Source organism: Micromonospora sp. NPDC018662 (genome assembly GCF_044391475.1).
Lineage (GTDB): Bacteria > Actinomycetota > Actinomycetes > Mycobacteriales > Micromonosporaceae > Micromonospora.
On sequence record NZ_JBISAC010000008.1, the window covers coordinates 250275 to 270153 of the forward strand.

At 66.1% G+C, this 19879-nt stretch carries 20 protein-coding genes and 1 other RNA gene; 16 read left to right on the plus strand and 5 right to left on the minus strand.

The features are described from left to right. Positions 1-29: 29 nt before the first annotated feature. Positions 30-275: a DUF3311 domain-containing protein gene (locus ACH495_RS23145; protein ID WP_091572757.1), complete on the plus strand. Its 246-nt coding sequence runs from the start codon at positions 30-32 to the stop codon at positions 273-275. Continuing rightward, on the plus strand, positions 275-1921 hold the full coding sequence (gene mctP / locus ACH495_RS23150) for a monocarboxylate uptake permease MctP (RefSeq protein ID WP_396859784.1): 1647 nt from the start codon (positions 275-277) through the stop codon (positions 1919-1921). The genes ACH495_RS23145 and mctP overlap by 1 nt, the downstream gene beginning before the upstream one ends. Positions 1922-1976: 55 nt before the next feature. Here mctP and ACH495_RS23155 read toward each other — a convergent pair whose 3' ends face one another. Continuing rightward, positions 1977-2444: a MarR family winged helix-turn-helix transcriptional regulator gene (locus ACH495_RS23155; RefSeq protein WP_396859785.1), complete on the minus strand. Its 468-nt coding sequence runs from the start codon at positions 2442-2444 to the stop codon at positions 1977-1979. 57 nt (positions 2445-2501) lie between these two features. Between ACH495_RS23155 and ACH495_RS23160 the strand changes: the two genes are divergently transcribed. After that, positions 2502-3725, plus strand: a complete 1224-nt coding sequence (locus ACH495_RS23160) for an MFS transporter (protein ID WP_396859786.1) — start codon at positions 2502-2504, stop codon at positions 3723-3725. Between the two features lie 7 nt (positions 3726-3732). On the opposite strand, the gene ACH495_RS23165 is transcribed toward ACH495_RS23160, so the two are convergent. Then, positions 3733-4494 carry a sulfite exporter TauE/SafE family protein gene (locus ACH495_RS23165; RefSeq protein ID WP_396859787.1) on the minus strand — a complete coding sequence of 254 codons (762 nt, stop codon included), beginning with the start codon at positions 4492-4494 and terminating at the stop codon, positions 3733-3735. Positions 4495-4673: 179 nt separating this feature from the next. Here ACH495_RS23165 and rnpB point away from each other — a divergent pair. After that, positions 4674-5082, plus strand: an RNA gene (gene rnpB, locus ACH495_RS23170) — RNase P RNA component class A. Between the two features lie 640 nt (positions 5083-5722). Here rnpB and ACH495_RS23175 read toward each other — a convergent pair. Then, complete coding sequence (locus ACH495_RS23175; protein ID WP_396859788.1) at positions 5723-9835, minus strand: NACHT domain-containing protein; 4113 nt, start codon at positions 9833-9835, stop codon at positions 5723-5725. 121 nt (positions 9836-9956) lie between these two features. Continuing rightward, positions 9957-10373, minus strand: a complete 417-nt coding sequence (locus tag ACH495_RS23180) for a GntR family transcriptional regulator (protein ID WP_396859789.1) — start codon at positions 10371-10373, stop codon at positions 9957-9959. A gap of 623 nt (positions 10374-10996) precedes the next feature. Here ACH495_RS23180 and ACH495_RS23185 point away from each other — a divergent pair. From ACH495_RS23185 to ACH495_RS23200, 4 genes are all read left to right on the plus strand, one after another. Continuing rightward, positions 10997-11254, plus strand: coding sequence for a hypothetical protein (locus tag ACH495_RS23185; RefSeq protein WP_396859790.1), 258 nt, complete (start codon positions 10997-10999; stop codon positions 11252-11254). Positions 11255-11264: 10 nt separating this feature from the next. Continuing rightward, positions 11265-11591 (plus strand): hypothetical protein, encoded by a 327-nt coding sequence (locus tag ACH495_RS23190; protein WP_396859791.1) that lies wholly within the window; start codon positions 11265-11267, stop codon positions 11589-11591. Positions 11592-11730: 139 nt separating this feature from the next. Beyond that, entirely contained in the window at positions 11731-12543 is an 813-nt protein-coding gene (locus ACH495_RS23195; protein WP_396859792.1) for a GntR family transcriptional regulator, read from the plus strand. Then, positions 12531-13307 carry a glycosyltransferase gene (locus ACH495_RS23200; protein WP_396859793.1) on the plus strand — a complete coding sequence of 259 codons (777 nt, stop codon included), beginning with the start codon at positions 12531-12533 and terminating at the stop codon, positions 13305-13307. Before ACH495_RS23195 ends, ACH495_RS23200 begins: the two co-directional genes overlap by 13 nt. Here ACH495_RS23200 and ACH495_RS23205 read toward each other — a convergent pair. After that, positions 13291-13740 (minus strand): hypothetical protein, encoded by a 450-nt coding sequence (locus tag ACH495_RS23205; protein WP_396859794.1) that lies wholly within the window; start codon positions 13738-13740, stop codon positions 13291-13293. The two genes, ACH495_RS23200 and ACH495_RS23205, sit on opposite strands and share 17 nt — an antisense overlap. A gap of 456 nt (positions 13741-14196) precedes the next feature. On the opposite strand from ACH495_RS23205, the gene ACH495_RS23210 reads away from it, so the two are divergent. The 8 genes from ACH495_RS23210 to ACH495_RS23245 all read left to right on the plus strand — a co-directional run bounded on the left by ACH495_RS23210 (position 14197) and on the right by ACH495_RS23245 (position 19702). Further along, positions 14197-14592 carry a transcriptional regulator gene (locus tag ACH495_RS23210; RefSeq protein WP_396859795.1) on the plus strand — a complete coding sequence of 132 codons (396 nt, stop codon included), beginning with the start codon at positions 14197-14199 and terminating at the stop codon, positions 14590-14592. Positions 14593-14948: 356 nt separating this feature from the next. Next, positions 14949-16478 carry a cell division protein FtsK gene (locus ACH495_RS23215; protein ID WP_396859846.1) on the plus strand — a complete coding sequence of 510 codons (1530 nt, stop codon included), beginning with the start codon at positions 14949-14951 and terminating at the stop codon, positions 16476-16478. A gap of 6 nt (positions 16479-16484) precedes the next feature. Continuing rightward, entirely contained in the window at positions 16485-16739 is a 255-nt protein-coding gene (locus tag ACH495_RS23220; protein WP_396859796.1) for a hypothetical protein, read from the plus strand. A gap of 6 nt (positions 16740-16745) precedes the next feature. Further along, positions 16746-16937 (plus strand): hypothetical protein, encoded by a 192-nt coding sequence (locus ACH495_RS23225; RefSeq protein WP_184687099.1) that lies wholly within the window; start codon positions 16746-16748, stop codon positions 16935-16937. Further along, positions 16934-17479 carry a DUF2637 domain-containing protein gene (locus ACH495_RS23230; protein WP_396859797.1) on the plus strand — a complete coding sequence of 182 codons (546 nt, stop codon included), beginning with the start codon at positions 16934-16936 and terminating at the stop codon, positions 17477-17479. The genes ACH495_RS23225 and ACH495_RS23230 overlap by 4 nt, the downstream gene beginning before the upstream one ends. Further along, positions 17476-19230 (plus strand): replication initiator, encoded by a 1755-nt coding sequence (locus tag ACH495_RS23235; RefSeq protein WP_396859798.1) that lies wholly within the window; start codon positions 17476-17478, stop codon positions 19228-19230. Before ACH495_RS23230 ends, ACH495_RS23235 begins: the two co-directional genes overlap by 4 nt. Then, the gene (locus ACH495_RS23240; protein WP_396859799.1) at positions 19230-19409 is read left to right on the plus strand and encodes a helix-turn-helix domain-containing protein; all 180 of its coding nucleotides are present in this window, start codon (positions 19230-19232) and stop codon (positions 19407-19409) included. The genes ACH495_RS23235 and ACH495_RS23240 overlap by 1 nt, the downstream gene beginning before the upstream one ends. Continuing rightward, a complete protein-coding gene (locus ACH495_RS23245; protein ID WP_396859800.1) occupies positions 19409-19702 on the plus strand; it encodes a hypothetical protein in 294 nt (97 codons plus the stop codon). Before ACH495_RS23240 ends, ACH495_RS23245 begins: the two co-directional genes overlap by 1 nt. Positions 19703-19879 lie beyond the last annotated feature (177 nt).

The following is a 19879-nucleotide window of genomic DNA, read 5'->3' on the forward strand; positions in this document are numbered from 1 at the left end:
GGCCCGCTACGACTTCCCGGAGGTTGTCAATGGCCACACCGGAACCGGAGGCGCTGGACACGGCGCGTTCCCGGGCGAAGGACAAGAGCCCCTGGAACTGGCTGCTCTTCATCCCGATCGTGGTGCCGCTGATCCCGGCCTTCTTCAACGCCGACTCGCCCCGGCTGTTCGGGTTCCCGCGCTTCTACTGGCTGCAACTGGCCTGGATCCTGCTGGGCGTCGGCACCACCACGCTGGTCTACCAGATGACGAAGAAGAAGCGGGGTGACCGCTGATGTGGCGCGACCACCTCACCGAGATCATCGTCTTCTCCGTGCTGTTCCTGCTGGTCAGCGCCATGGGTTTCGTGGCGGCCCGGTGGCGCCGGCCGCAGGACATGGCCCACCTGGACGAGTGGGGGCTGGGCGGGCGCAGCTTCGGCGGCTGGATCACCTGGTTCCTGGTCGGCGGTGACCTCTACACCGCGTACACGTTCGTGGCGGTGCCGGCGCTGATCTTCGGGGCCGGCGCGGCCGGTTTCTTCGCGGTGCCCTACACGATCGTGATCTATCCGTTGGTGTTCCTGGTGTTGTGCCGGCTCTGGTCGGTGTCGCACCGGCACGGCTTCGTCACCCCGGCCGACTTCGTCCGCAACCGGTTCGGCTCGCCGATCCTGGCGCTGCTGGTCGCCATCACCGGCATCGTCGCCACCATGCCGTACATCGCGTTGCAGCTCGTCGGCATCGAGGCGGTGCTGAAGACGATGGGCGTCACCGGGGACAGCGCGCTGGCCCGGCACCTGCCGATCATCATCGCGTTCGCGATCCTGGCGGCCTACACCTACCAGTCCGGGCTGCGCGCACCGGCGCTGATCGCGTTCGTCAAGGACTCGCTGATCTACATCGTGATCCTGGTGGCGGTGATCTACCTGCCCTACAAGCTGGGCGGCTGGGGCAGCATCTTCGACGCGGCCGACGCGAAGTTCCAGGCGAGCCCGGCGCCCGGCGACGGCATCCTGCTCAACGCCAACAACCAGCTCCAGTACGTGACGCTGGCGTTCGGTTCGGCGCTGGCGCTGTTCCTCTACCCGCACAGCATCACCGGCGTGCTGGCCAGCCGGAACCGGGACGTGATCAAGCGGAACATGTCCGCGCTGCCGGCGTACAGCCTGCTGCTGGGGTTGATCGCGCTGCTCGGCTACATGGCCATCGCGGCGAACGTGAAGCCGCTGCCCGGTGCCAAGGCCGGCAGCGTGGACGGCAACACGGTGGTGCCGCTGCTGTTCGACCAGCAGTTCCCGGACTGGTTCGCCGGCGTGGCGTACGCGGCCATCGGCATCGGCGCGCTGGTGCCAGCGGCGATCATGTCGATCGCGGCGGCGAACCTGTTCACCCGCAACATCTACAAGGAGTACCTGAAGCGGGACGCGACGCCGGCGCAGGAGGCGAACGTCTCGAAGATCACCTCGCTGGTGGTGAAGGTCGGCGCGGTGGCCTGCATCGTCTTCCTCGACCCGCAGTTCTCCATCGACCTCCAGCTCATCGGCGGCGTGATCATCCTGCAGACGTTGCCGGCGGTGGCGCTGGGCCTCTACACCCGCTGGTTCCACCGGGGCGCGCTGATCGCCGGCTGGGTGGCCGGCATGGGCCTGGGCATGTGGATGCTCTACCAGATCGGCAACCCGGCGACCGGGAAGAAGCACTTCGCCGGCTCGGCGTTCCCGCTCTCCGAGTTCGGCTTCGACACCAAGAAGACGATCTACGTCGGGGTCGTGGCGGTGCTGGTCAACCTGGTGGTGGCGGCGCTGGCCACGCTGGTGCTGCGGGCGGCGAAGGTGGCCGACGGCCCGGACAGCACCACGCCTGACGACTACTTCGCCGACGAGGGCACGCCCCGCGCCTCCGCCGACCGTGCCGACTCCGCGCCCGAACCAGTGGCGTGAAAGGCGGGGCCCCCGCTTAACGCATTCTGCATAAGAAGGGGCCCCTCCTAACACCTCAGCGGCGACGGTTGCGGGCGTCGAGCGCCTCGTTGAGGCGGTGCAGCAACTCTGCGAGGGTGTCCCGATCGGTGTCGGACCAGGCGGACAGCATCTCGCCGTAGAGCCGGGTGCGGGCGGCCCGTACGGCCGCCATCCGCTGGAGTCCGGCCGGCGTCGCGGAGATCACCGTGCCGCGCCCGTCGGCCGGGTCGGGGGTACGCGCGATCAGCCCGTCGCGCTGGAGCGCGGAGACCTGCCGGGTGACCGTGGAGCCGTCCAGGTTGAGCCGGGCGGCGAGCGCGGAGACGTTCTGCGGGCCGGCCGTGTCGAGGTGCCGCAGGATCACGTACGCGGCGCGGTCGAGCAGCCGGTGCTCCATGGTGCCGGTGCCGCGCCGGGTGGCCTCGCCCAGCCGCATCAGCAACGCGACCTCGGTCTCGATGCGGCCGAGTGTGACTTCCTTCGCGTGGGCGTCGTCGCTCATAGCTGTATGATACAAGGAAATTACCTGTACGATACAGCTATCTCGGGAGGTTGCGGAGTGGATCGGCGATCCGAGCCCAACCGCAGTGCCATCTACGCCACCACGCTCGTGGCGTTCCTCGCCATCGCCGGCATCGCGGTGGTGGACCCCATCCTGCCCGCCATCGGCGAGGCCATCGGCGTCACCGCCTGGCAGGTCGAACTGCTCTTCACCGCGTACATCGCGGTGATGGCCGTCGGCATGATCCCGGCCACCCTGGCCAGCGGGCGGTTCGGCTTCAAACCGGTGCTCGTCACCGGCGTCTCGGTGGTCGGCCTGGCCGCCATCCTCGCGTCGTTCAGCAACGACATCGTCCAGCTCTCCGTGCTGCGCGGTGTCTGGGGGCTGGGCAACGCGATGTTCTTCGCCACCGCCATGGTGGTGCTGGTCAACCTGGCCAACGACCGGGAATGGGTGGTCGGCCTCTTCGAGACCGCGCTCGGCCTCGGCTTCGCCGTCGGCCCGCTCATCGGCGGCCTGCTCGGCGAGGTGAGCTGGCGGCTGCCGTTCTTCGTCTGCGGCATCTTCATGGTGCTGGCGCTCGGCGTCGCCGCCCGCAAGCTCCGCGAACCCACGACCAAACAGTCACCGGTACGCGTCGGCCAGATCTTCGCCACCTACCGCAAGCCGGCGTTCATCACGCTCTGCGTGGTCACCGCCGCCTACAACTTCGTGTTCTTCGTGGTGCTCGGCTACACGCCGCTGTTCCTGCGCCTCGACGTCATCCCGCTCGGCCTGGCGTTCACCGGCTGGGGCCTCGGCCTGGCCACCGGCATCCTGCTGCTCGGGCACCGGCTCGCGCACCGCATCGGCGCGGTGCAGACCGTCGGCGTGGCGCTGCTCGGTCTGCTGGTCTGCATGGTCCTGTTCGCCACCTCCACCGGCACCGCCATGTCGCTGGTCGTGCTGGTCGTCGCCGGCCTGTTCATGGGCCTGGCCAACGCCAACCTGACCGACCTGGCGCTCGGCCTCGGCTCCGCCGACCGCCGCATCGCCACCGGCGCGTTCAACCTGGTCCGCTGGGGTGCCGCCGCGCCCGCGCCGATCATCTCCGGCAAGCTCGCCGAACACGGCCTGGCGCTGCCGTTCTGGGTCGGCTTCGGGGTCCTCGCCGTCGGCGTGGTGGTCTACCTCGGCTTCGGTCACCTGATGGCCGCCGGCTACGGCGAGCGGGTGAGGTGGAACCGGGCCGCCCGCGCCGCCGAGCACGCCCCGGAGGAGCCGGTGGGGGAGGCGTACTGAGCGGACGTCAGGTCAGCGCCCGCCACAGCAGATAGAGGCCGATCGTGGTGCCGAAGATCACGATGACCGTCTTCAACACCACCGCCGGCAGCCGGCGGGCCAGCCGGGCGCCCGCGTACCCCCCGACCACGGTGGCCGGCGCGACCACCGCGACGGCCACCCACTGCACCGGGCCGAACAACGCGAACACCACCAGCGTGGTCAACCCCACCACGGCCGAGAGCAGGTTCTTCACCGCCGTGACCCGGGCCAGCGTGGCGTCCAGCACCAGGGCCAGCCCGGCCACCAGCATCACCCCGAGCGCCGCGCCGAAGTAGCCGCCGTACACCGTGCCGACCAGGACCATGGTCTGCACGGTGACGGTACGGCGGCGCGGGCTCAACCGCGACGGATGGCCGACCAGCCGGCGCAGCGGGTCCTGGAACGCGAGGATCGCTGTCGCGCCGAGCACCAGGAACGGCACCACCAGCTCGAACGCGCGCGCCGGCGTGGCCAGCAGCAGCACGCAGCCCAGCACCGTGCCGACCGCCGCGGTGGGCAGCAGCGACCACAGCGCCCGCCCGCGCGGTAGATCCGCCCGGCTGCCCGCCACGCTGGCCGCGTACCCCGGGAAGACCGCCACCGAGTTCGACACGTTGGCCGCCACCGGCGGCAGCCCGGTCGCGATCAGCGCCGGGAACGTGATCAGCGAGCCGCCGCCGGCGACCGCGTTCACCGTGCCCGCGGCCAGCCCGGCGACCAGCAGCAGCGCGACGTCGGAGAGATCCATGATCCCCCGAGGCTAGTACGCCGCCGCCCGACCCGCGTGCTTCGCTCGCGCCGTGCTTCGCCAGTTCGGGGAAGTGGCGGTATCCGGCGGCCCGGGATACCGCCACTTCCCCGAACTGGCGGCGGCCCGGGGTGGAAATGGGGGCGGCGGGGGCGTCGTTAGGATGAGGGCGCGACGGACGAGTCGACCGGGCGGTCGCGTCGGCGGGCTCCGGCCCGCCGCCGAGGAACGTCCGGACTCCACAGGGCAGGGTGGTTGCTAACGGCAACCCGGGGTGACCCGCGGGACAGTGCCACAGAAAACAGACCGCCGGCCCGATACGGGACGGTAAGGGTGAAACGGTGGGGTAAGAGCCCACCAGCACCCCGGGTGACCGGGGTGGCTCGGTAAACCCCACCCGGAGCAAGGCCAAGAAAGGGCCGTCACCGCTAGATGACGACCCGCGCAGACGCTTGAGGGCGGCCCGCCCGATGTCTGCGGGTAGGCCGCTGGAGCCTGCCGGCGACGGCAGGCCGAGATGGATGGCCGCCGCCGGCGCGCCTTCGGGCGTGCCGGGCACAAAATCCGGCGTACAGGTCGACTCGTCCGTCGCCCACCAGCTCAGAGCCGTGATCATGGCTCTGAGCTGGCTTTTTACCTGGTGCCGTTGGTTGACCTTGGTCAGCGTTGGGTGGCGTTTGACGGCCTGGCCACGGCCTGAGACGGCCTGGAGACGGCCTGAGTGCTGGCTCAGCCAACCTGGGATCCGGCCGACGCCCTGCCTCGCCCTGAGGGTCTGCCGGCCGGCGTCGGGCCTCTGCCGCTGTGCCGCCGGCTGGTCGCGGATGCGGGCACGTCCTGGCGGTGGAGCTGGTGCCGGCGACCCGGTGATCCGGTGGCAAGCCAGTCCCGGGGTTGGACTGGCGCGGCAGACGGAAGCCCCGACATCCGACCAGAGCGGCCCCGCTGGCTTCCGTCACGGCCTCGCTGAGGCTGGTTCCTCTTCCCGTGGGGGCGGTGTCCCGGCGGCTTTCGGTGGCTCACCGCCCCGGCGCCGTAGGCGGCCGGGGCGGCTTGCCGCCGGCCGGGCTTGCCGCCCTGCACCGCGCGGAGCGCGGTGCCTTGATCTTTCATAGAGGGAATCGGCAATATGTGTCGGATCGCAGCGTCTGGCTATAACGAGCTGACGGACTGGGGCCGCCAGTCGACCCGCTGCCGTCTATGCCTGCATGGAGCCAGTGTCTATACCCTACATGCCGCTCGCGGAGGGCTTTGTCGAGACGATCGACTGCAATGCTCTCACCAGGCCAACTGCAAGCTGTGGCCGCTCATGACAGAGGAGCATCGAGAGACGAGCAGCGAAGGCGTGATTCCGCTCGTTTGACCCACGGTTGGCCATCCAGCTGATGAAGTGGTCGAGGTCGAGGCTGTCGCGGTCCCTCCTCCAATAGGCATGGCCTAAGAATTCGCCATCATCCCACCGACTTGTAAGCTCGGCAAGGTTTGCGCGAAGCCATTCTGTATCCGACGCTCCATTTCCATGAGCACTTTGCCGCAATGCGTCAGTCAAGAGACGCACATTGGCTTTAAGGGGACCCTCATCAATCATGTCTACTTCTGGAAAGTTGCAGTCCGGTGCAGGGTTCATGTGTAATCTGAACCGCCCCAAGCGCCAATTGCTAGGATCTGATCTCCAGATCTTAACGTAATCGCATTCGACTCCGTTGAAGGGATTGTACAAGCTGAGGTTCAGATGAGTGCGCCCACCAAGACGAGATATGTCGTCCAGGAATTCCAATACTGTGGGCTCTGGCAAATCTTGGAACCACGCTGACAGGGCGCCTATTTCATCCCCAGCGAGCTGGATTAGTTGGAATACCTCCGTCGGGGACAAGCCCGCAAATTGATTGAAGGGTGACTGTCCAGTTTCTTTAGGCTTAGGCCTGCCAGCAGAGCCAAAAATCCGACGGTCACCACCACGCTGAACGGCGTTGCCGATAAATAGAATGGCAGAGGCCAGGTTCACCCGCTGCTCCGAGTGCGGCATAGCTTGCACAACAGGCAAAGCCTGCTTGAGCCACTCTTTAGTGACTTCTGCTTCGACATCTACCGACGGCGAACCCACTGCGAGTGATGACGCCGTGAGAACGGCACCCCGCTGTCGAATTTCTTGACTAAAAGGCAAGACAATGATCGCACCATTGACTTCTTTGGTCGGAACGAAGCTAAGGTCTGAACTCGCCCAAGGCTGCTCGAGCCAACGACCTTCTGCAGCCACCCAATCATCTATATCACCCAAGACGCCTTGACGGGCGAAAGACGCGAGTTCCAAGAGTCTCTCAGACTTGGCGTTGGGGGATATTCTTAAATCAACTCCGATGATTCCATCAGTGGTATCTGGTTGGCCGTCAAACGCTTCCACGAGGCAGGCAGCAAGGGGCCACGGGAATAGGCGGCCGACTGTATGCGACTCTTCCGGGTGATCCGCCATTGCATCAAGCGCGTCGGCCAAAGAATCTGCATTGGGGGCTGCGCAGAATCGGGCACAACGCCTTAAGGCGGGCCAAGAACCGCGCGTCGAAGATGTTGATTCGAGAACTTTCCATGGATTCGAGTCGCTTGTCGGAATAGCAACTACCCTTAGCGATACTCCGTCCGCGTTAAATCCCAAACCGCAGATCTCGGTATCCCCTTCGCCGAGGAAGCTTTCTGCGATACTTACTAGTGCCTGCGCGTCAGGGTGGAGGGACGAATAGGGAGAGCCTTCGTCATCTTCGTCAAATACGCGAAGCCTTGCTTGAAGAGCAACCAGCTTGCTTGGCTCGTCCGCAGACATCTCCTCCCTCAGCAATTCTGCCAAAGTGGGGGAAGTATAGGGGTAGGAATCTAGAAGAATAGAGTCTCTAAGATGGGATCCGACTCCGTCGAGCACTTCTAGGAGTCGGAGCCGCGCATCTTCTTCTCCTGAGTCGGCGAGCGACGCCAATATGGCTACGGCGGACATGATCTGAGAATTAGACCCACGAGTTGCAATATCGATTGCGCCCATTAGCTGGGATTTTGCGCCCAGTCCGATAAGGCTCTCCAAGCCGGAGCTTCTAACGATTTCAGGGGGTAGCCGTAGTAGCTGACACGCATGATCGGCGAGAATCCTAGTATATGCAGGCTGAGAGCTAGTGACTCGATCTCGCAGGATATCTAGTGCCAGGCTGCTACCGGGCAAGGTGGCCTGGTGAAGCTCTGTGTCCAAGTTTAGGTCTACACACATTGTCGTTACTTCGGATCGCAGATGCTCTTTGTCGGCGAATACTCGTCCAGCTGCAAAAAGGAAGACGTTTCGCCAATAGGAAGACGTTGCGATTGATCGTAAGCCGTCAACTGCTACTTGGTCCGGTCCGGTCAGAATCGATTCCGCCGCCATGAATTCCTGAAGGCTCCGGATTTCAAAACCGATTTCATCTCCACGTAGCACTGCCAGAAAGACGAGACGGTCGGTCGCTAGTGTTACAAACCGGTTTGCTAGATTCCTTGCCTCTGCAGGCTCGTTGCCCTGAGACTGCAACCTTTCAGCGATTATGTTCACGAACTCGGCTTTAGATAGAGCCCCCCTTGTGTCACCGGACCGTTCTCCGCGCTGCTGAAGTAGGAGGCCGATTTTGTAGTGCACCATATTAACGTCAGACTCATGAGTATGCAGCAAATCGGCGAGGTCGCCGCCCTTCTCTTGCTCTCTCTGATAAATGACCCGATAGTATTGTGAGAAAAGGCGCCAGCGATCTCTTGGAGCGTGACCAAGCCTCTCGAGGAGGAGAGCCAGAATCGTTACTTGAAGCGGAGTCGTGAGAAGGCGAGAGGTGGCAGCTTCCTTAGAAGCTCTGACTAGCCGTTGCCCGACCTGTCGCGCGCGATCACTTCCAGCACCCGTCCGAACATCGATCAGTCTGCGAGCATAGGAAAGCGCCAGTGGTGCTGGTAGCTGAGCAAGTCTATAGTGGCGGCATTCTTCGCGGCCGAAATCGTCGTTATATCCCTGAGGTCGGGATGTAGCGACTGCATGGACGTCGGCACCGATGCTCCGAGCATCAATGAAGAAGTCACTAATCGATGTGAGTACTTGGGAGCGATTACTTGTTTCTGGCACTTCATCAAGGCCATCAAATACCACAAACCAAGGGTACTCTCGAAGCCAAGCGCGGACCTGTTGCAGGTTAATGCAGCATCCTGAACGGTTTGCCAACTGCTGGGTGATATATTCTAGAACAGAACGGCAGTTGTCTTCCGAAAGCTTGTCGGCCAAGTCGTTCAATACAATCCTAATAGGCCACCGCCGCGCACCGGGATGCTCTAGTCCGATTTCCGTTGCATGATTGAGGATAGCCCCCCGAATTGCTCGGACTTGCGGTTCATTGAGCACGGGGCTACCTTCAAGGAAGGCGGCGCGATACATCTGGCAGAGGTATTGACCGACAGTGCTCTTGCCCTGTCCCGGTCCGCCGATCAATACAGATCTACTTGCTCGTGCGACCGTGGGGTCAGCACTGATCGCTCCGTCATCAAGGCGTCGGTTTCCAACCGCCAGTAATTCCGCCACGATCCCGGGCAGTGCTGGGCGACCGATGTCTTCGAAGTTTGTTAGGGTCGTATCAGAGTCATGACGAGTCGGCGGGAAGGCGGGCAGATCTATGAAGACGTCAGCGATGCCTACCTCGGCGTCGCTGACGCTTCCTGCCTGCGTCAGGTTGAGGCGGCGCTCATCGACCAGAATTTTGGCCGCGTGCGCGCGAAGCGCATCTGAGAGGTCCCGAGCAGCCTCACTTTGTGCTTGTACTAGCCCTGCTAAGACATCCCCTGGCGTAGTCCAGGCTGCATAAGTTTTGTGTATTTCAGTAGCATCATCCAGTAACACACGAATCTGATCATAATGCCAGACAGCGACGTCTTTGAATTTTAGACCTTTATTCAGCGCTGCTTCTTTAAGTGTGGTGACGATGGCATCGATGCCAGCTTGGGGTACGGCAGATAGAGTAACGTTGGTTATTACGAGGTAATACTCAGGCTTTTTGCGCCTACGCGTTGTTGGTTTAGCCCACTCCTTGAACTCATGTAAAATCTGCCCCTTAAGCCAGGCAAAATTCTGGCGAGGATTTCCGGGCTTGTGCATGTACTTGGCTTGCGCAACACCGTAGCCGTTCCAGCCGTTGGGCAGACGGGGGTCGGCAACCGGACCGTCCCATGACGCCTCGCGGCCGCCGTCGGGCCCGGCTCCGAACACCTGAACCTGTGGTCCTAGATGTTTTGCGAGTAGCGCTTGTGCGAGATGCTCGAACTGCTTATCACCCAAGCGCGTCATGTCGTAGTCCATGTTGGACAATCTACAGGCTGCCGGACTTTTGCGGTACCGGCAAAGGCGCCTATTTACGAGCTTATCTTTTTAGGGCACGGGTGGGGTCGCTCGATCCGTCAGGTCTCTCTAATATCAAGGCCTATTGCGCTGCAAGCGGAATCCGGTAGACTCTGGTAACCTCTTGTACGGTTCCTCTTGCGCGAGTAATGCGCTGCTCTTCGATTAAGATTGCACCGACATCGATGGCAAAGATCGCTGCAAGATCTGAGTCAGCTGGTATCTGGCGTTTTCCTCGATCAGCTTTTCCGTCGGCGACGGACTCGTGTCTCTGCTGTATAGCGCAAGTGCCGCGGCCGTGCTCGGTGACGACAAGGTCTTCGCTCTGCAGCGCAGCGATTGCCTTGCGGATCGTTCCGCGACTTGCCTGAAACTCCGCAGTGAGTGCCCGTTCGGTCGGCAAGAGGGTCCCGGGCGCGATCTCACCGCTTTCGATTCGCCGTCGCAGCTCGTCAGCGATCGTGCGGTACCGAGGTTGTCCATAGTGCGGGGTGGGCACCTGCTCACCGTACCTGGCGCTTGTCTTATCAAGTGTCAACCAGACGGGCTGTTTTGGTATATGGACAACTCGTCTACTTGTAGGTACGTTTCGTGGTGTGCGGCCAGGGTGACGGCTCGTGTCAGGGGTGGTCTCGTGCTGGCCCTGGTCGCACCTGACGCGCGGCGTCCTGTTGGACCGGTTGCGGTAGCCGCGCGGACAAGTTGGCTCGGCGATACCCGACCCGTCCCCGTCGGGCGGTGCGCCGTGCCTTCATTCGAGCCGGTGGCCGGCTGCATTTCCCCCGTGGTCGGCCGCCGGCTCTCTTCTACCTGTGGAGGTACGATGTCCAGCCGTCCTCGTCGACGCCGCCGGCTCTCCCTGTGGTGGCCCCGAAAGCGGTACCTGACGCGGTCAGCCAAGGGCGATGTCCCACCGGGTACGTGCCCGGCGGTCCCGCTGTCGGCGCGATGGTCGGTCAAGCAGGCACGGGAGTCGTCCGCGTTGCCGCCCATCCCGCTGATCACGCGAGTCCAGGTCTACCGGGACGGCGCCGGGCGGTGGCCGCGGTGACGCCTACGAACAAGCGTCCCGACGTTACGAGCCACCCGGACTGGTGTGCCCCCGATCGCTGCGGTCACCTCGTGCCGCCGCTGATGACGGAGATGACTCGCAACCATCGCGGTCCGATGCACCGGATCGGCAACGCTCGCGCCGGCGGCATGGTGGTCGCGTACCTCATCGGCGTCGACGTCCGGACACCCCTGATCGCGGTGCATGCGACGTGCCGGGCCGGTATCGGGTGGGCTGAGCTGTCCCTGACACAGGCCGTTCGGCTGACCGAGTGCCTGCGCGGCCTGGTGATCGAGGCGGGCGGAGATCTCGGGAGCGATGATGACTGAGGCAGGGAGCATGCCGGAGTACGCCCTGGGGTCGGTGACCGACGTCGTGGGATGCCCTGCTTGGTGCCAAGGGTGCGGACCGAACGACCCGATGCACCGAGGCTTCCTCGCCACCGTCGGCCAGGAGCGGACGGGCTGGGTCAGGGTTCAGATGCTGCTCGACCGGTTCGGGCGGCGGGACCTGGTCGTGAAACTCGACGCCACCCGCGACGGCGTGATCCAGCCCGTCCTGCTCGATCAGGTCCGTCTGGACCGGCTCATCTACGAACTGACCTACGTCCGCTTGGTGATGATGACTAAGGGCCTACATCTGGAAGAGCATGATGAGCACCCCTGAGCGTCGGCACAGTCGGACTCCCTCACCGGTCGGGCGGCAGGCCAGGCGGCCTGCGCCTCCGGTCGCCCCGGTCCCTGAACGTCCGGCCAGGGGGACCACCTGGCAGACGTTGGAACGTCTTGGGGGTACGGTGTCCGGTATGCAAGGCCGGGACTGGCGCCCTCGCTACCTGCAACTCGCGGAAGAGTTGCGGGCAAAGATCATGGGCGGCGAACTGGCTCCCGGCACCCTGATGCCGAGTGAAACCGAGCTAGCCGACTCGTCCGGCCTGTCCCGTACCAGCGTGCGCAACGCGATCCGGCAGCTCCGTGAGTGGGGCTTGGTCCGCGCCGAGCAGGGACGCGGCACCTACGTGCGTGCACCCCGTCAACGGGTCCGCCGGCGCAACGCCGAGCGCTACCAGTGGGAGAAGGATCGGGTCCTGCTCGACGAGGACGAGCGGTTGAAGACCGGCGCCACCGAGCACGACACCGGCCTGACCGTCGACGACCTCAAGTTCCACGCCGAGTACGCGCGGGTGGAAGCGGATGCGGAGATGGCGGCGGCCTTGCAGGTCGAGCCGGGTACGCCGCTGCTGCGCCGGGTCTACTGGACCTCCTCGCGGCATGAGAACGCGCCGCTGACGGTGTCGTACTCGTACCTTCCGTACGACCTGGTGGCCGCGAACCCGGACCTACTCGACGAGGGCAAAGAGCCGTGGCCGGGCGGCACGCAGCACCAGCTTCATACCATCGGCATCGAGCTGGACCGGATCGACGACGAGATCCGCGCACGTCCACCGTCGCCGGACGAGGCCGAGCTCCTGGACATCGACCCGGGCGTCTCCGTCCTCACCGTGCGCAAGACCTCCATCGACACCACCGGCCGGGTCGTCGAGGTCGCGGACGTCGTGATGCCCGGTGATCGCACCGAGCTTGTCTACTCCCACAAACTCCAGCGGTGGAAAACGTGACGCAACTCGTCTCGGTCGTCACTCCGGTCCACGTGCCAAGCATCGAGTACCTTGCTGGCGCCTACGAGTCGTTGGCCAAGCAGGATATGCCCCCCGGGTGGGACTGGCAATGGCTCGTCCAGGAGGACGGACAGGCCGGCGCCCTGGTCGACGTGCTGCCTGACGATCCGCGGATCAGTCTCGGCGTCGGCCGCCCCGGTGGGCCGGGTGTTGCCCGCACCCTTGCGCTTTCCCGGGTTGCCGGGCAACTCATCAAGGTTTTGGACGCCGACGACCAGTTGACACCCGGGGCTCTTGCCCGGGACATCGCCGCGTTCGACGCGCATCCGCAGATCGGTTGGACCACCTCGCGAGTGCTCGATCTGCTGCCCGACGGTTCTACCGCCGGCTGGGACAAGGACCCGGCCGGCGGGGTCGTCGACCGCGGTTCAGTCCTGTCCTTCTGGCGAGCCAACGGCTACCGGGCATCGGTGCACCCGGCGACGCTGTGCCTGCGGCGGGATCTCGTCTTCGCCCTGGGCGGCTGGATGGCGCTTCCCGCCTCCGAGGACACGGGCCTGCTGCTAGCCGCCAACGCTGTCAGCGCCGGCTACTTCACACGGGAGTACGGGCTGCTCTACCGCAAGTGGCCCGGCCAGGTCACCAGCCAGGCAGCGCACCGGGAGCCCATGGAGTACCAGGGGCGCATGAAAATCATCGAAGCCAGAGCTAACGCCCTGGCTTCGATGCTGCCGAACGGTCTACCGCTTACTCCTCTGGCGTAGCCTCGTGCCCCGGCATGCCGTGGGTACGACGTCGCTCCTTCATCTCCGCCTCGTAGATGTGCCGCCGGCCGCCGGCTAGCTTCTCCCGCGCGTCCCGCTCGATCTCCTGGAACGCCGCGTAATAGCCATCGTCGAACTCCTCCATGATCTGGAACGTCCAACGGCCGGGTAGCAGGTTGCGCCCCAACAGCTCATGCTCGACCCGGTCGGCCGCCTCAACGTGCCCGGCCTCGCGGAGCAACTTCACCACCCGATCGAGGGTGAGATCGGCGCCGCCAACGAGCTGGTGCGCCGAGTACAGGTGCCCCCGTACCCGGTGGATCGTCTCCAGCGCCTTGCTCAGTTCGCCCAGGGCCTCAACGGTCTTGTCGTCGAGTCCGCGCGGACGGACATGCTCATCGTCAACGCACGCAACGTGCTTCCCTTTCGGCATGTCGTGCTCTTACCCAGGGAAGCCGTAGGTTCACCAACCTGGCGGTGTCAGGGCTGTGATCGGGCGATATTGAGCTACGAGAACAATTGAAGCGCAACTAAGAGGATCATCGAAATGCAGGCAAAAATAGCCCTCGGGACTTTCAGGGACACGGTCAATGAAAGCATGGCTCTTCTCCGGTAAATAGGTGAGTTCGTCCTCTGCGCAGCTTGCGAAAAGGTACCCCAGGTGTGCGGAGCGTGCAAGACTGCTGCGACCATAGATAATGGCGAAATGCATTGTTGCGCCATTCTTTTTAAGCGTATTACGGGTGCCCGACAAATCCTCCTTTTCCCTCGAAAGCCACAGGTTCAATTCCTCCTGAGTGGACGGAGAAACTTGTTGACTTGTCTGCCAAGTGCCGTCTACCTTGGAGTCTCAACTTGGCAGACATGCCAACGACCTGGAGGTTGAGCGATGGCTCTGCGTGGCGGTACGAGGTTCGCCGTGCGTTGTGAGGACGTGTTCCCGGCTGGGTGCGCGTTGGTGCCCGAGTCGATGGGTGAGGTCGAGGACTTCGACGAGAAGACGGGTCGGCGTAGCCCGGCGAAGGACAAGCTGACCGGCCAGCGGGTGTGGCAGGTGCGGGTGATGGACCTGGACCCGGAGCTTGGCAAGCGCTCCCGGGAGACGACGGTGAAGATTTCCGCCGACTACCAGCCGGTGCCGCCGACGGGTGCTCCGTTCGAGGCGGTGGAGTTCGAGGGCATGACGGTGACGCCGTACGTGGCGAACAACGGCCGGATGGCGTACTCGCTGCGGGCGACCGGCATGCGTGCCCCGGCGGGCGTGGCCAAGAAGGCGGCGGCGTAGCCGCATCTGGTGGGGGCGGGGCTGTCAGGTCTTGGCGGACGGCAGCCCCGCCCCTGTGTCTCTTCCCCCTGCTCTGTCGAGAGAGGTAGTGACGTGTCCAAGCGTAGGCGTTCGGCTGCCCCGGCCCAGCCTCGGTGCGGCGTGTGTCAGTCCAGGTTCGATCCGACTACCGGGGCGGACGGTCGGTGCGCCGGCTGCGTGGGGCAGCTCGTGCTTCCGTTCCCTGCGGTCCGGGATGCGTCGGGTCGGTTCGTGTCGCTGCGGGGTGCCCAGTGATTGGGCGGCCTCGCGGTGAGGTGGTGACGACCTCGGCCGGTGACCTGCTGGTGTTCCGTCCGAAGCGGTTCGAGCTGCCGATGTGGCTGGTGGTGCTCGGCCTGGTGCTGCGCTGGTCGGGGCGGCTGCTGTGGTGGTGCCTGCGTCACCCGGTGGCAACCGCCTCGGTGGTCCTCGCGCTGTGGCTCTACGTCGAGTTCGACTGGCCCGGCTTGGTGGTGCCGCTGGTGGTGGCATCGACGGTTTCGGCGGTGTGGCGCTGGCGGCATGAGTCGTCATGGTGGGCGTGGCTGGCGGGTCCGCTGCTGGGTTCGTTCCGGCGGGTGTTCGTCTACCGGCGGGTGTGGCGTGAGGCCATGACGCTGTGCGGGCTCGCCGAGACGTTCGACCGGCGGCACGTTCTTCCTGACCTGCTGCGGGTCCGCTCGGATCAGGCCCTTGACGTGTTGACGGTGCGGATGGTCCGGGGGCAGACGCCGGAGCAGTTCCAGCGGGTGGGCGCGAACCTGGCGTACGCCTTCGGCCGGCGGCACGCCCGGGTCTACGCGGAACGGCCCGGTGACCCGCCGACGCGTGCCGGTCGATGGGGCTGGGTGCTGCGGCTGGTGGATCGGGTGCGGTCTCGGGATCGGCCGACGGTGGTCTACGTGGCGTTGGTGCGTACCGATGCGCTGCGCACGGTGGTGCCGCCGTTCCCGGTGCCGGCGGTGCCGGACTTCACCGCGCTGCCGTTGGCCCGGCGGGAGGACCTGCGTCCCTGGTCGCTGCATCTTCTCGCGACTCACGTCCTGGTGGGCGGCGCCACCCGGTCGGGGAAGGGCTCGGTGCTGTGGTCGCTGGTCCGGGTCCTCGGCGGCGGTGTCGCCTCCGGTTTGGTGCGGCTGTGGGTGGTCGACCCGAAGGGCGGGATGGAGTTCGCGCTCGGCCGGCCGATGTTCGCCCGGTTCGCGTGCAAGTCGTTCGAGGCGATGGCGGACCTGCTCGACGAGGCCGTGACCGTGCTGCGGGAGCGTCAGACCCGCCTGGCGGGAACGGTGCGGGTGCACACGCCGACCGAGGTGGACCCCCTGGTCGTGGTCGTCGTCGACGAGATGGCGGCGCTGACCGCGTATTTGCAGGATGTCGAGCTGCGTAAGCGCATCGCGTCGTCGCTGGGGTTGCTGCTGTCGCAGGGCGCGGGCGTCGGTGTGCTGGTGGTGGCGGCGTTGCAGGACCCGCGTAAGGAGGTGCTGCCGTTTAGGGACCTGTTCCCGACCCGCATCGCGCTCGGCCTGACCGAGGCGTCGCAGGTTGACATGGTTCTTGGTGACGGTGCCCGTAACCGGGGTGCGCTGGCGGATCAGATGCCTAGGTGGGCCAAGGGCGTCGGGTACGTGATCCTCGACGGCACCCCCGACCCGATGCGGGTCCGGTTCTCGTACGTCAGCGACGACGACATCCGCGACATGGCCCAGCGGTTCCCGGCGCCGGCTGACGCCTCGGACATCCTCGCCCAGGTCGGCCGGGAAACCGCCACCGAACCGGTACGCCTTCCGTTGCCGCGTAAGCCGTCCGGGCGGCTGCTGCCCGACGCGCTGCGCAACCTGCTCGACTCCGACGGCGAGGGGTGAGCCGCGGTGACCACCCTGCCGAACGGTCGCCGGTTCTACCGGCTGCGCACCCCCGAACCGGTCACGGCTGTGTCCGTCCGCGTCGACTCGGAACGGCCCGACCCGTACTCGGTGTATCTGGCGGTCGGTGCGGGCCGGCGACGGATGTCCCTGACGCCCGACGAGGCGTGGGCGCTGTGGCGCTGCCTCTCCGAAGCCGTCGCCGCGCTCGGCGCCCCTCCCGACTACATCCGCACCGACATCCGACCGGCCAGGAGGTAACCCGTGATGACCACCCTCACCCGCATCGTCAACCGACTCCGTCGCCCGCTGCGCATCCGCCTGGTGGGCCCCGCCGACCAGACCGCCGCCGCCCTGCACGGCCTGGCGCACATGGTCAACCGCCGCCCCGACATGGCCGACCGGCGCATCCGCATCGACCTGACCATCCGCGAGAAGCCGTTGCAGGAGTGGCGATGACCGAGCGCACCGAATCCGCCGTACGGCTGGTGATCCTGCTCGCCATCGCCGCCATGGCCGGCGCCGCCGCATTCACCCACGTCCACGACCTGTCCGTCGCCCACGGCCAACCCGACTGGATCGGCTGGGCCAACGCCGTAGCGGTCGAGCTGATGACGATCTACCTCGGCCTGGAACTATGCGCCCGCCGTCGCACCGGTCGACCCGTCGGCCTGGTCGGCTCGCTCCTGGTGGCGTTCGCGGTGCTGTCCCTCGCCGCCCAGGTCGCGGAAGCCGAACCGTCGGTGTGGGGCTGGACCGTGGCGGCGGTGCCGTCGCTGGCCTTCCTCGCCCTGGTCAAGGTCGTCCTGTCCAACGCCCCGGTCACGCCGCCGGCTGTCGAGCCGGACCAGCCCGACGCGTACCGGTACGAAGAGCCGTCGGAAGCCACCGAGGTCGAACCGGTCCGCCCGACCGTGCCGGCGTCGCCCGTCGTCCCGGCGGTGCTGCCTCCGCGCGCTGTCCAGTCCAACCGGCCGCACGTCGTCGGGATCATCCGATGACCGCGCCCACCCTGCCCGGCCTCGCGCCGACCGCCCCGACCCCGGCTGCTGCTCCTCGGCCGGGGTCGCGGGCGGCCCGCATGGCGCTACCCCGCTCGGTGGACGTGCTCAAGGAGATCGCCGCCGAGTACGGCGTGTGCGTGCGCCCCCTCGCGATGCGCCGCACGGATCTCGACACCGGCCGGACCGAGGTCATCGACCTGCCCTGCGGGGCGACCCGGGAGGACAAGTGCGCCCCGTGCGCGAAGAAGAACCGCCGGCTGCGGCAGGCCCAGATTCGGGAGGGCTGGCACCGCGACGACGAACCGCTACCGCCCCCGGAGCCAGCGACCGAGGAACAGGAATCCCTGATCCTCTTCCGCGCACACCTGGAGTTCTCGCGTGACGAGGCGTCCCGGGCGTGCCAGTGGGGCCAGGTGGAAGACCTCGACGAGGCGATCCGCGAAGTGGAAGAGGCGATCGCGGCCGAAGGGCTCCGGGGACGGGTCGCCCCGCCGCACGCGACCGGCGATGAGGACCAGGGCGACGACGACGCCGGCCCGCGTCGCAAGCGGTCCACCCGGCGGCGTCAGGACGCCCCGGAACTGCCTCGCCGCAAGGTGGAGGCGCGCACGGTCGGCAGGACGTACACCGCGTCGGACGGGGCTACCTACCGGCCGTCGATGTGGCTGACGCTCACCCTCGACTCGTACGGCCCGGTCCGTCCCGACGGCACGCCGCTCAACCCCGACCGGTACGACTACCGCCGGGCCGCGTGGGACGCGGTGCACTTCCCTCGGCTGCTCGATCGGTTCTGGCAGAACCTGCGGCGGTGTGAGGGCTGGAACGTCCAGTACGCCGGCTGCGTCGAGCCGCAACGCCGACTCGCCCCACACGCGCACTTCGCCATCCGGGGCACCATTCCCCGCGACATCCTGCGCACCGTCGCGGCGGCGACCTATCACCAAGTGTGGTGGCCGGCGGTCGACGTCGCGCGGTACACCGTCGACCGGCCTCCGGTGTGGGACGAGGACGCCTCGGCGTGGGTCGACCCGGACACCCGCCAGCCGTTGACCACCTGGACGGAAGCCCTCGACGCCATCGACGCCGACCCGGACGCGGAACCGGTGCACGTGGTCCGCTTCGGCGCCCAGGTCGACGCCCGCGGCGTCATGCCCGGCACCGCCGACGCGGAACGGACCATCCGGTACGTCACGAAGTACATCACCAAGCACACCGGCGACGTCCACAAGGCGACCACCGACCGGCAGCGGGCGCACCTGGACCGGCTGTGGCGGGAACTGCGCGTGACCCCCTGCACCGACCGCTGCGCGAACTGGCTGCTGTACGGCGTCGCACCGAAGAAGGCACACGCGAAGCTCAAGCCGGGCCGCTGCAAGGGCAAGGTCCACCAGCGCGACACCCTCGGCATCGGCGGCCGGCGCATCCTCATCTCCCGCGACTGGTCCGGCAAGACCCTCAGTGACCACAAGCACGACGTGCGGGCCTGGGTGCGGGCGCTGCTCGGCGTCACCGTCGGCCTCGATGGCGTCGACGACCAGGGCGCCACCGTCGAACCTGTCCGCCACGCCTGGGAACTCGCCCGGCCCGATGATCCCGACGTGCCGGCGATGGCTCACCGGCTGCTGCGGTCGATCAGCGAACGCGCCCGCTGGCGCTCCGAACTGCTCGCCGCCAAGGACCGCGCGGCCCAGCTCCCCGACGACAGCTCGACGACGGAAGCGGACGACAAGACGGGGGAGGGGCTGTAATGGCCAAGGACGAGCTGTGGACGGTTCAGGACGTGTCGACGTACCTCCGGGTACCGCAGGAAACGCTGTACCGCTGGCGCAAGGTCAAGTACGGTCCGCCGGCGGCCAGGGTCGGCCGACACCTGCGCTACGAACCGGAAGCCGTCCGGGCCTGGGTACGTGAGCAGGCGGCAGCCTGATGGGGCACGTCGAAGACCGCTGGTACAAGGTGATCCGGCATCCCGGCGGCCGGAAGGAGCGAATCAAGTCGGCCCTGTTCGGCACGGGGATGCGCTACCGGGTCCGCTACATCGGCCCGGACGGGAAGGAACGCAGCCAGTCCTTCCCGGACCGGGCCAAGCGCGACGCTGACGCCTTCCTGGTCTCCACCGAGACGGACAAGCTGCGCGGCTCCTACGTCGACCCGTCCGCCGGCCGGATCACCTTTCGCCGAGTACGCCGAATCCTGGCTCCGCACTCGTTCCTTCGATGAGTCGACGTTGGAGGTCACGGAGCATCGGGTAGGCAAGTACCTGTTGCCGTTCTTCGGCTCTCGGCAACTGGGGGCGATCAAGCCGGGCCACATCCGGGAGTGGGACGCCGCGTTGGTCGGCAAGCTGGCTCCGGCGACCCGGGCCGTGATCTTCGCGCACCTGCGGACCATCCTCGG

Coding starts and splice junctions, on each gene's coding strand:
- ACH495_RS23155 (WP_396859785.1), bottom strand. CDS start 2,444: ATGAGCGACGACGCCCACGCGAAGGAAGTCACACTCGGCCGCATCGAG.
- ACH495_RS23225 (WP_184687099.1), top strand. CDS start 16,746: ATGACCACCCTCACCCGCATCGTCAACCGACTCCGTCGCCCGCTGCGC.
- ACH495_RS23245 (WP_396859800.1), top strand. CDS start 19,409: ATGGGGCACGTCGAAGACCGCTGGTACAAGGTGATCCGGCATCCCGGC.
- ACH495_RS23240 (WP_396859799.1), top strand. CDS start 19,230: ATGGCCAAGGACGAGCTGTGGACGGTTCAGGACGTGTCGACGTACCTC.
- ACH495_RS23190 (WP_396859791.1), top strand. CDS start 11,265: ATGCCGGAGTACGCCCTGGGGTCGGTGACCGACGTCGTGGGATGCCCT.
- ACH495_RS23235 (WP_396859798.1), top strand. CDS start 17,476: ATGACCGCGCCCACCCTGCCCGGCCTCGCGCCGACCGCCCCGACCCCG.
- ACH495_RS23215 (WP_396859846.1), top strand. CDS start 14,949: ATGTGGCTGGTGGTGCTCGGCCTGGTGCTGCGCTGGTCGGGGCGGCTG.
- ACH495_RS23175 (WP_396859788.1), bottom strand. CDS start 9,835: ATGGACTACGACATGACGCGCTTGGGTGATAAGCAGTTCGAGCATCTC.
- ACH495_RS23165 (WP_396859787.1), bottom strand. CDS start 4,494: ATGGATCTCTCCGACGTCGCGCTGCTGCTGGTCGCCGGGCTGGCCGCG.
- ACH495_RS23195 (WP_396859792.1), top strand. CDS start 11,731: ATGCAAGGCCGGGACTGGCGCCCTCGCTACCTGCAACTCGCGGAAGAG.
- ACH495_RS23205 (WP_396859794.1), bottom strand. CDS start 13,740: ATGCCGAAAGGGAAGCACGTTGCGTGCGTTGACGATGAGCATGTCCGT.
- ACH495_RS23230 (WP_396859797.1), top strand. CDS start 16,934: ATGACCGAGCGCACCGAATCCGCCGTACGGCTGGTGATCCTGCTCGCC.
- mctP (WP_396859784.1), top strand. CDS start 275: ATGTGGCGCGACCACCTCACCGAGATCATCGTCTTCTCCGTGCTGTTC.
- ACH495_RS23145 (WP_091572757.1), top strand. CDS start 30: ATGGCCACACCGGAACCGGAGGCGCTGGACACGGCGCGTTCCCGGGCG.
- ACH495_RS23210 (WP_396859795.1), top strand. CDS start 14,197: ATGGCTCTGCGTGGCGGTACGAGGTTCGCCGTGCGTTGTGAGGACGTG.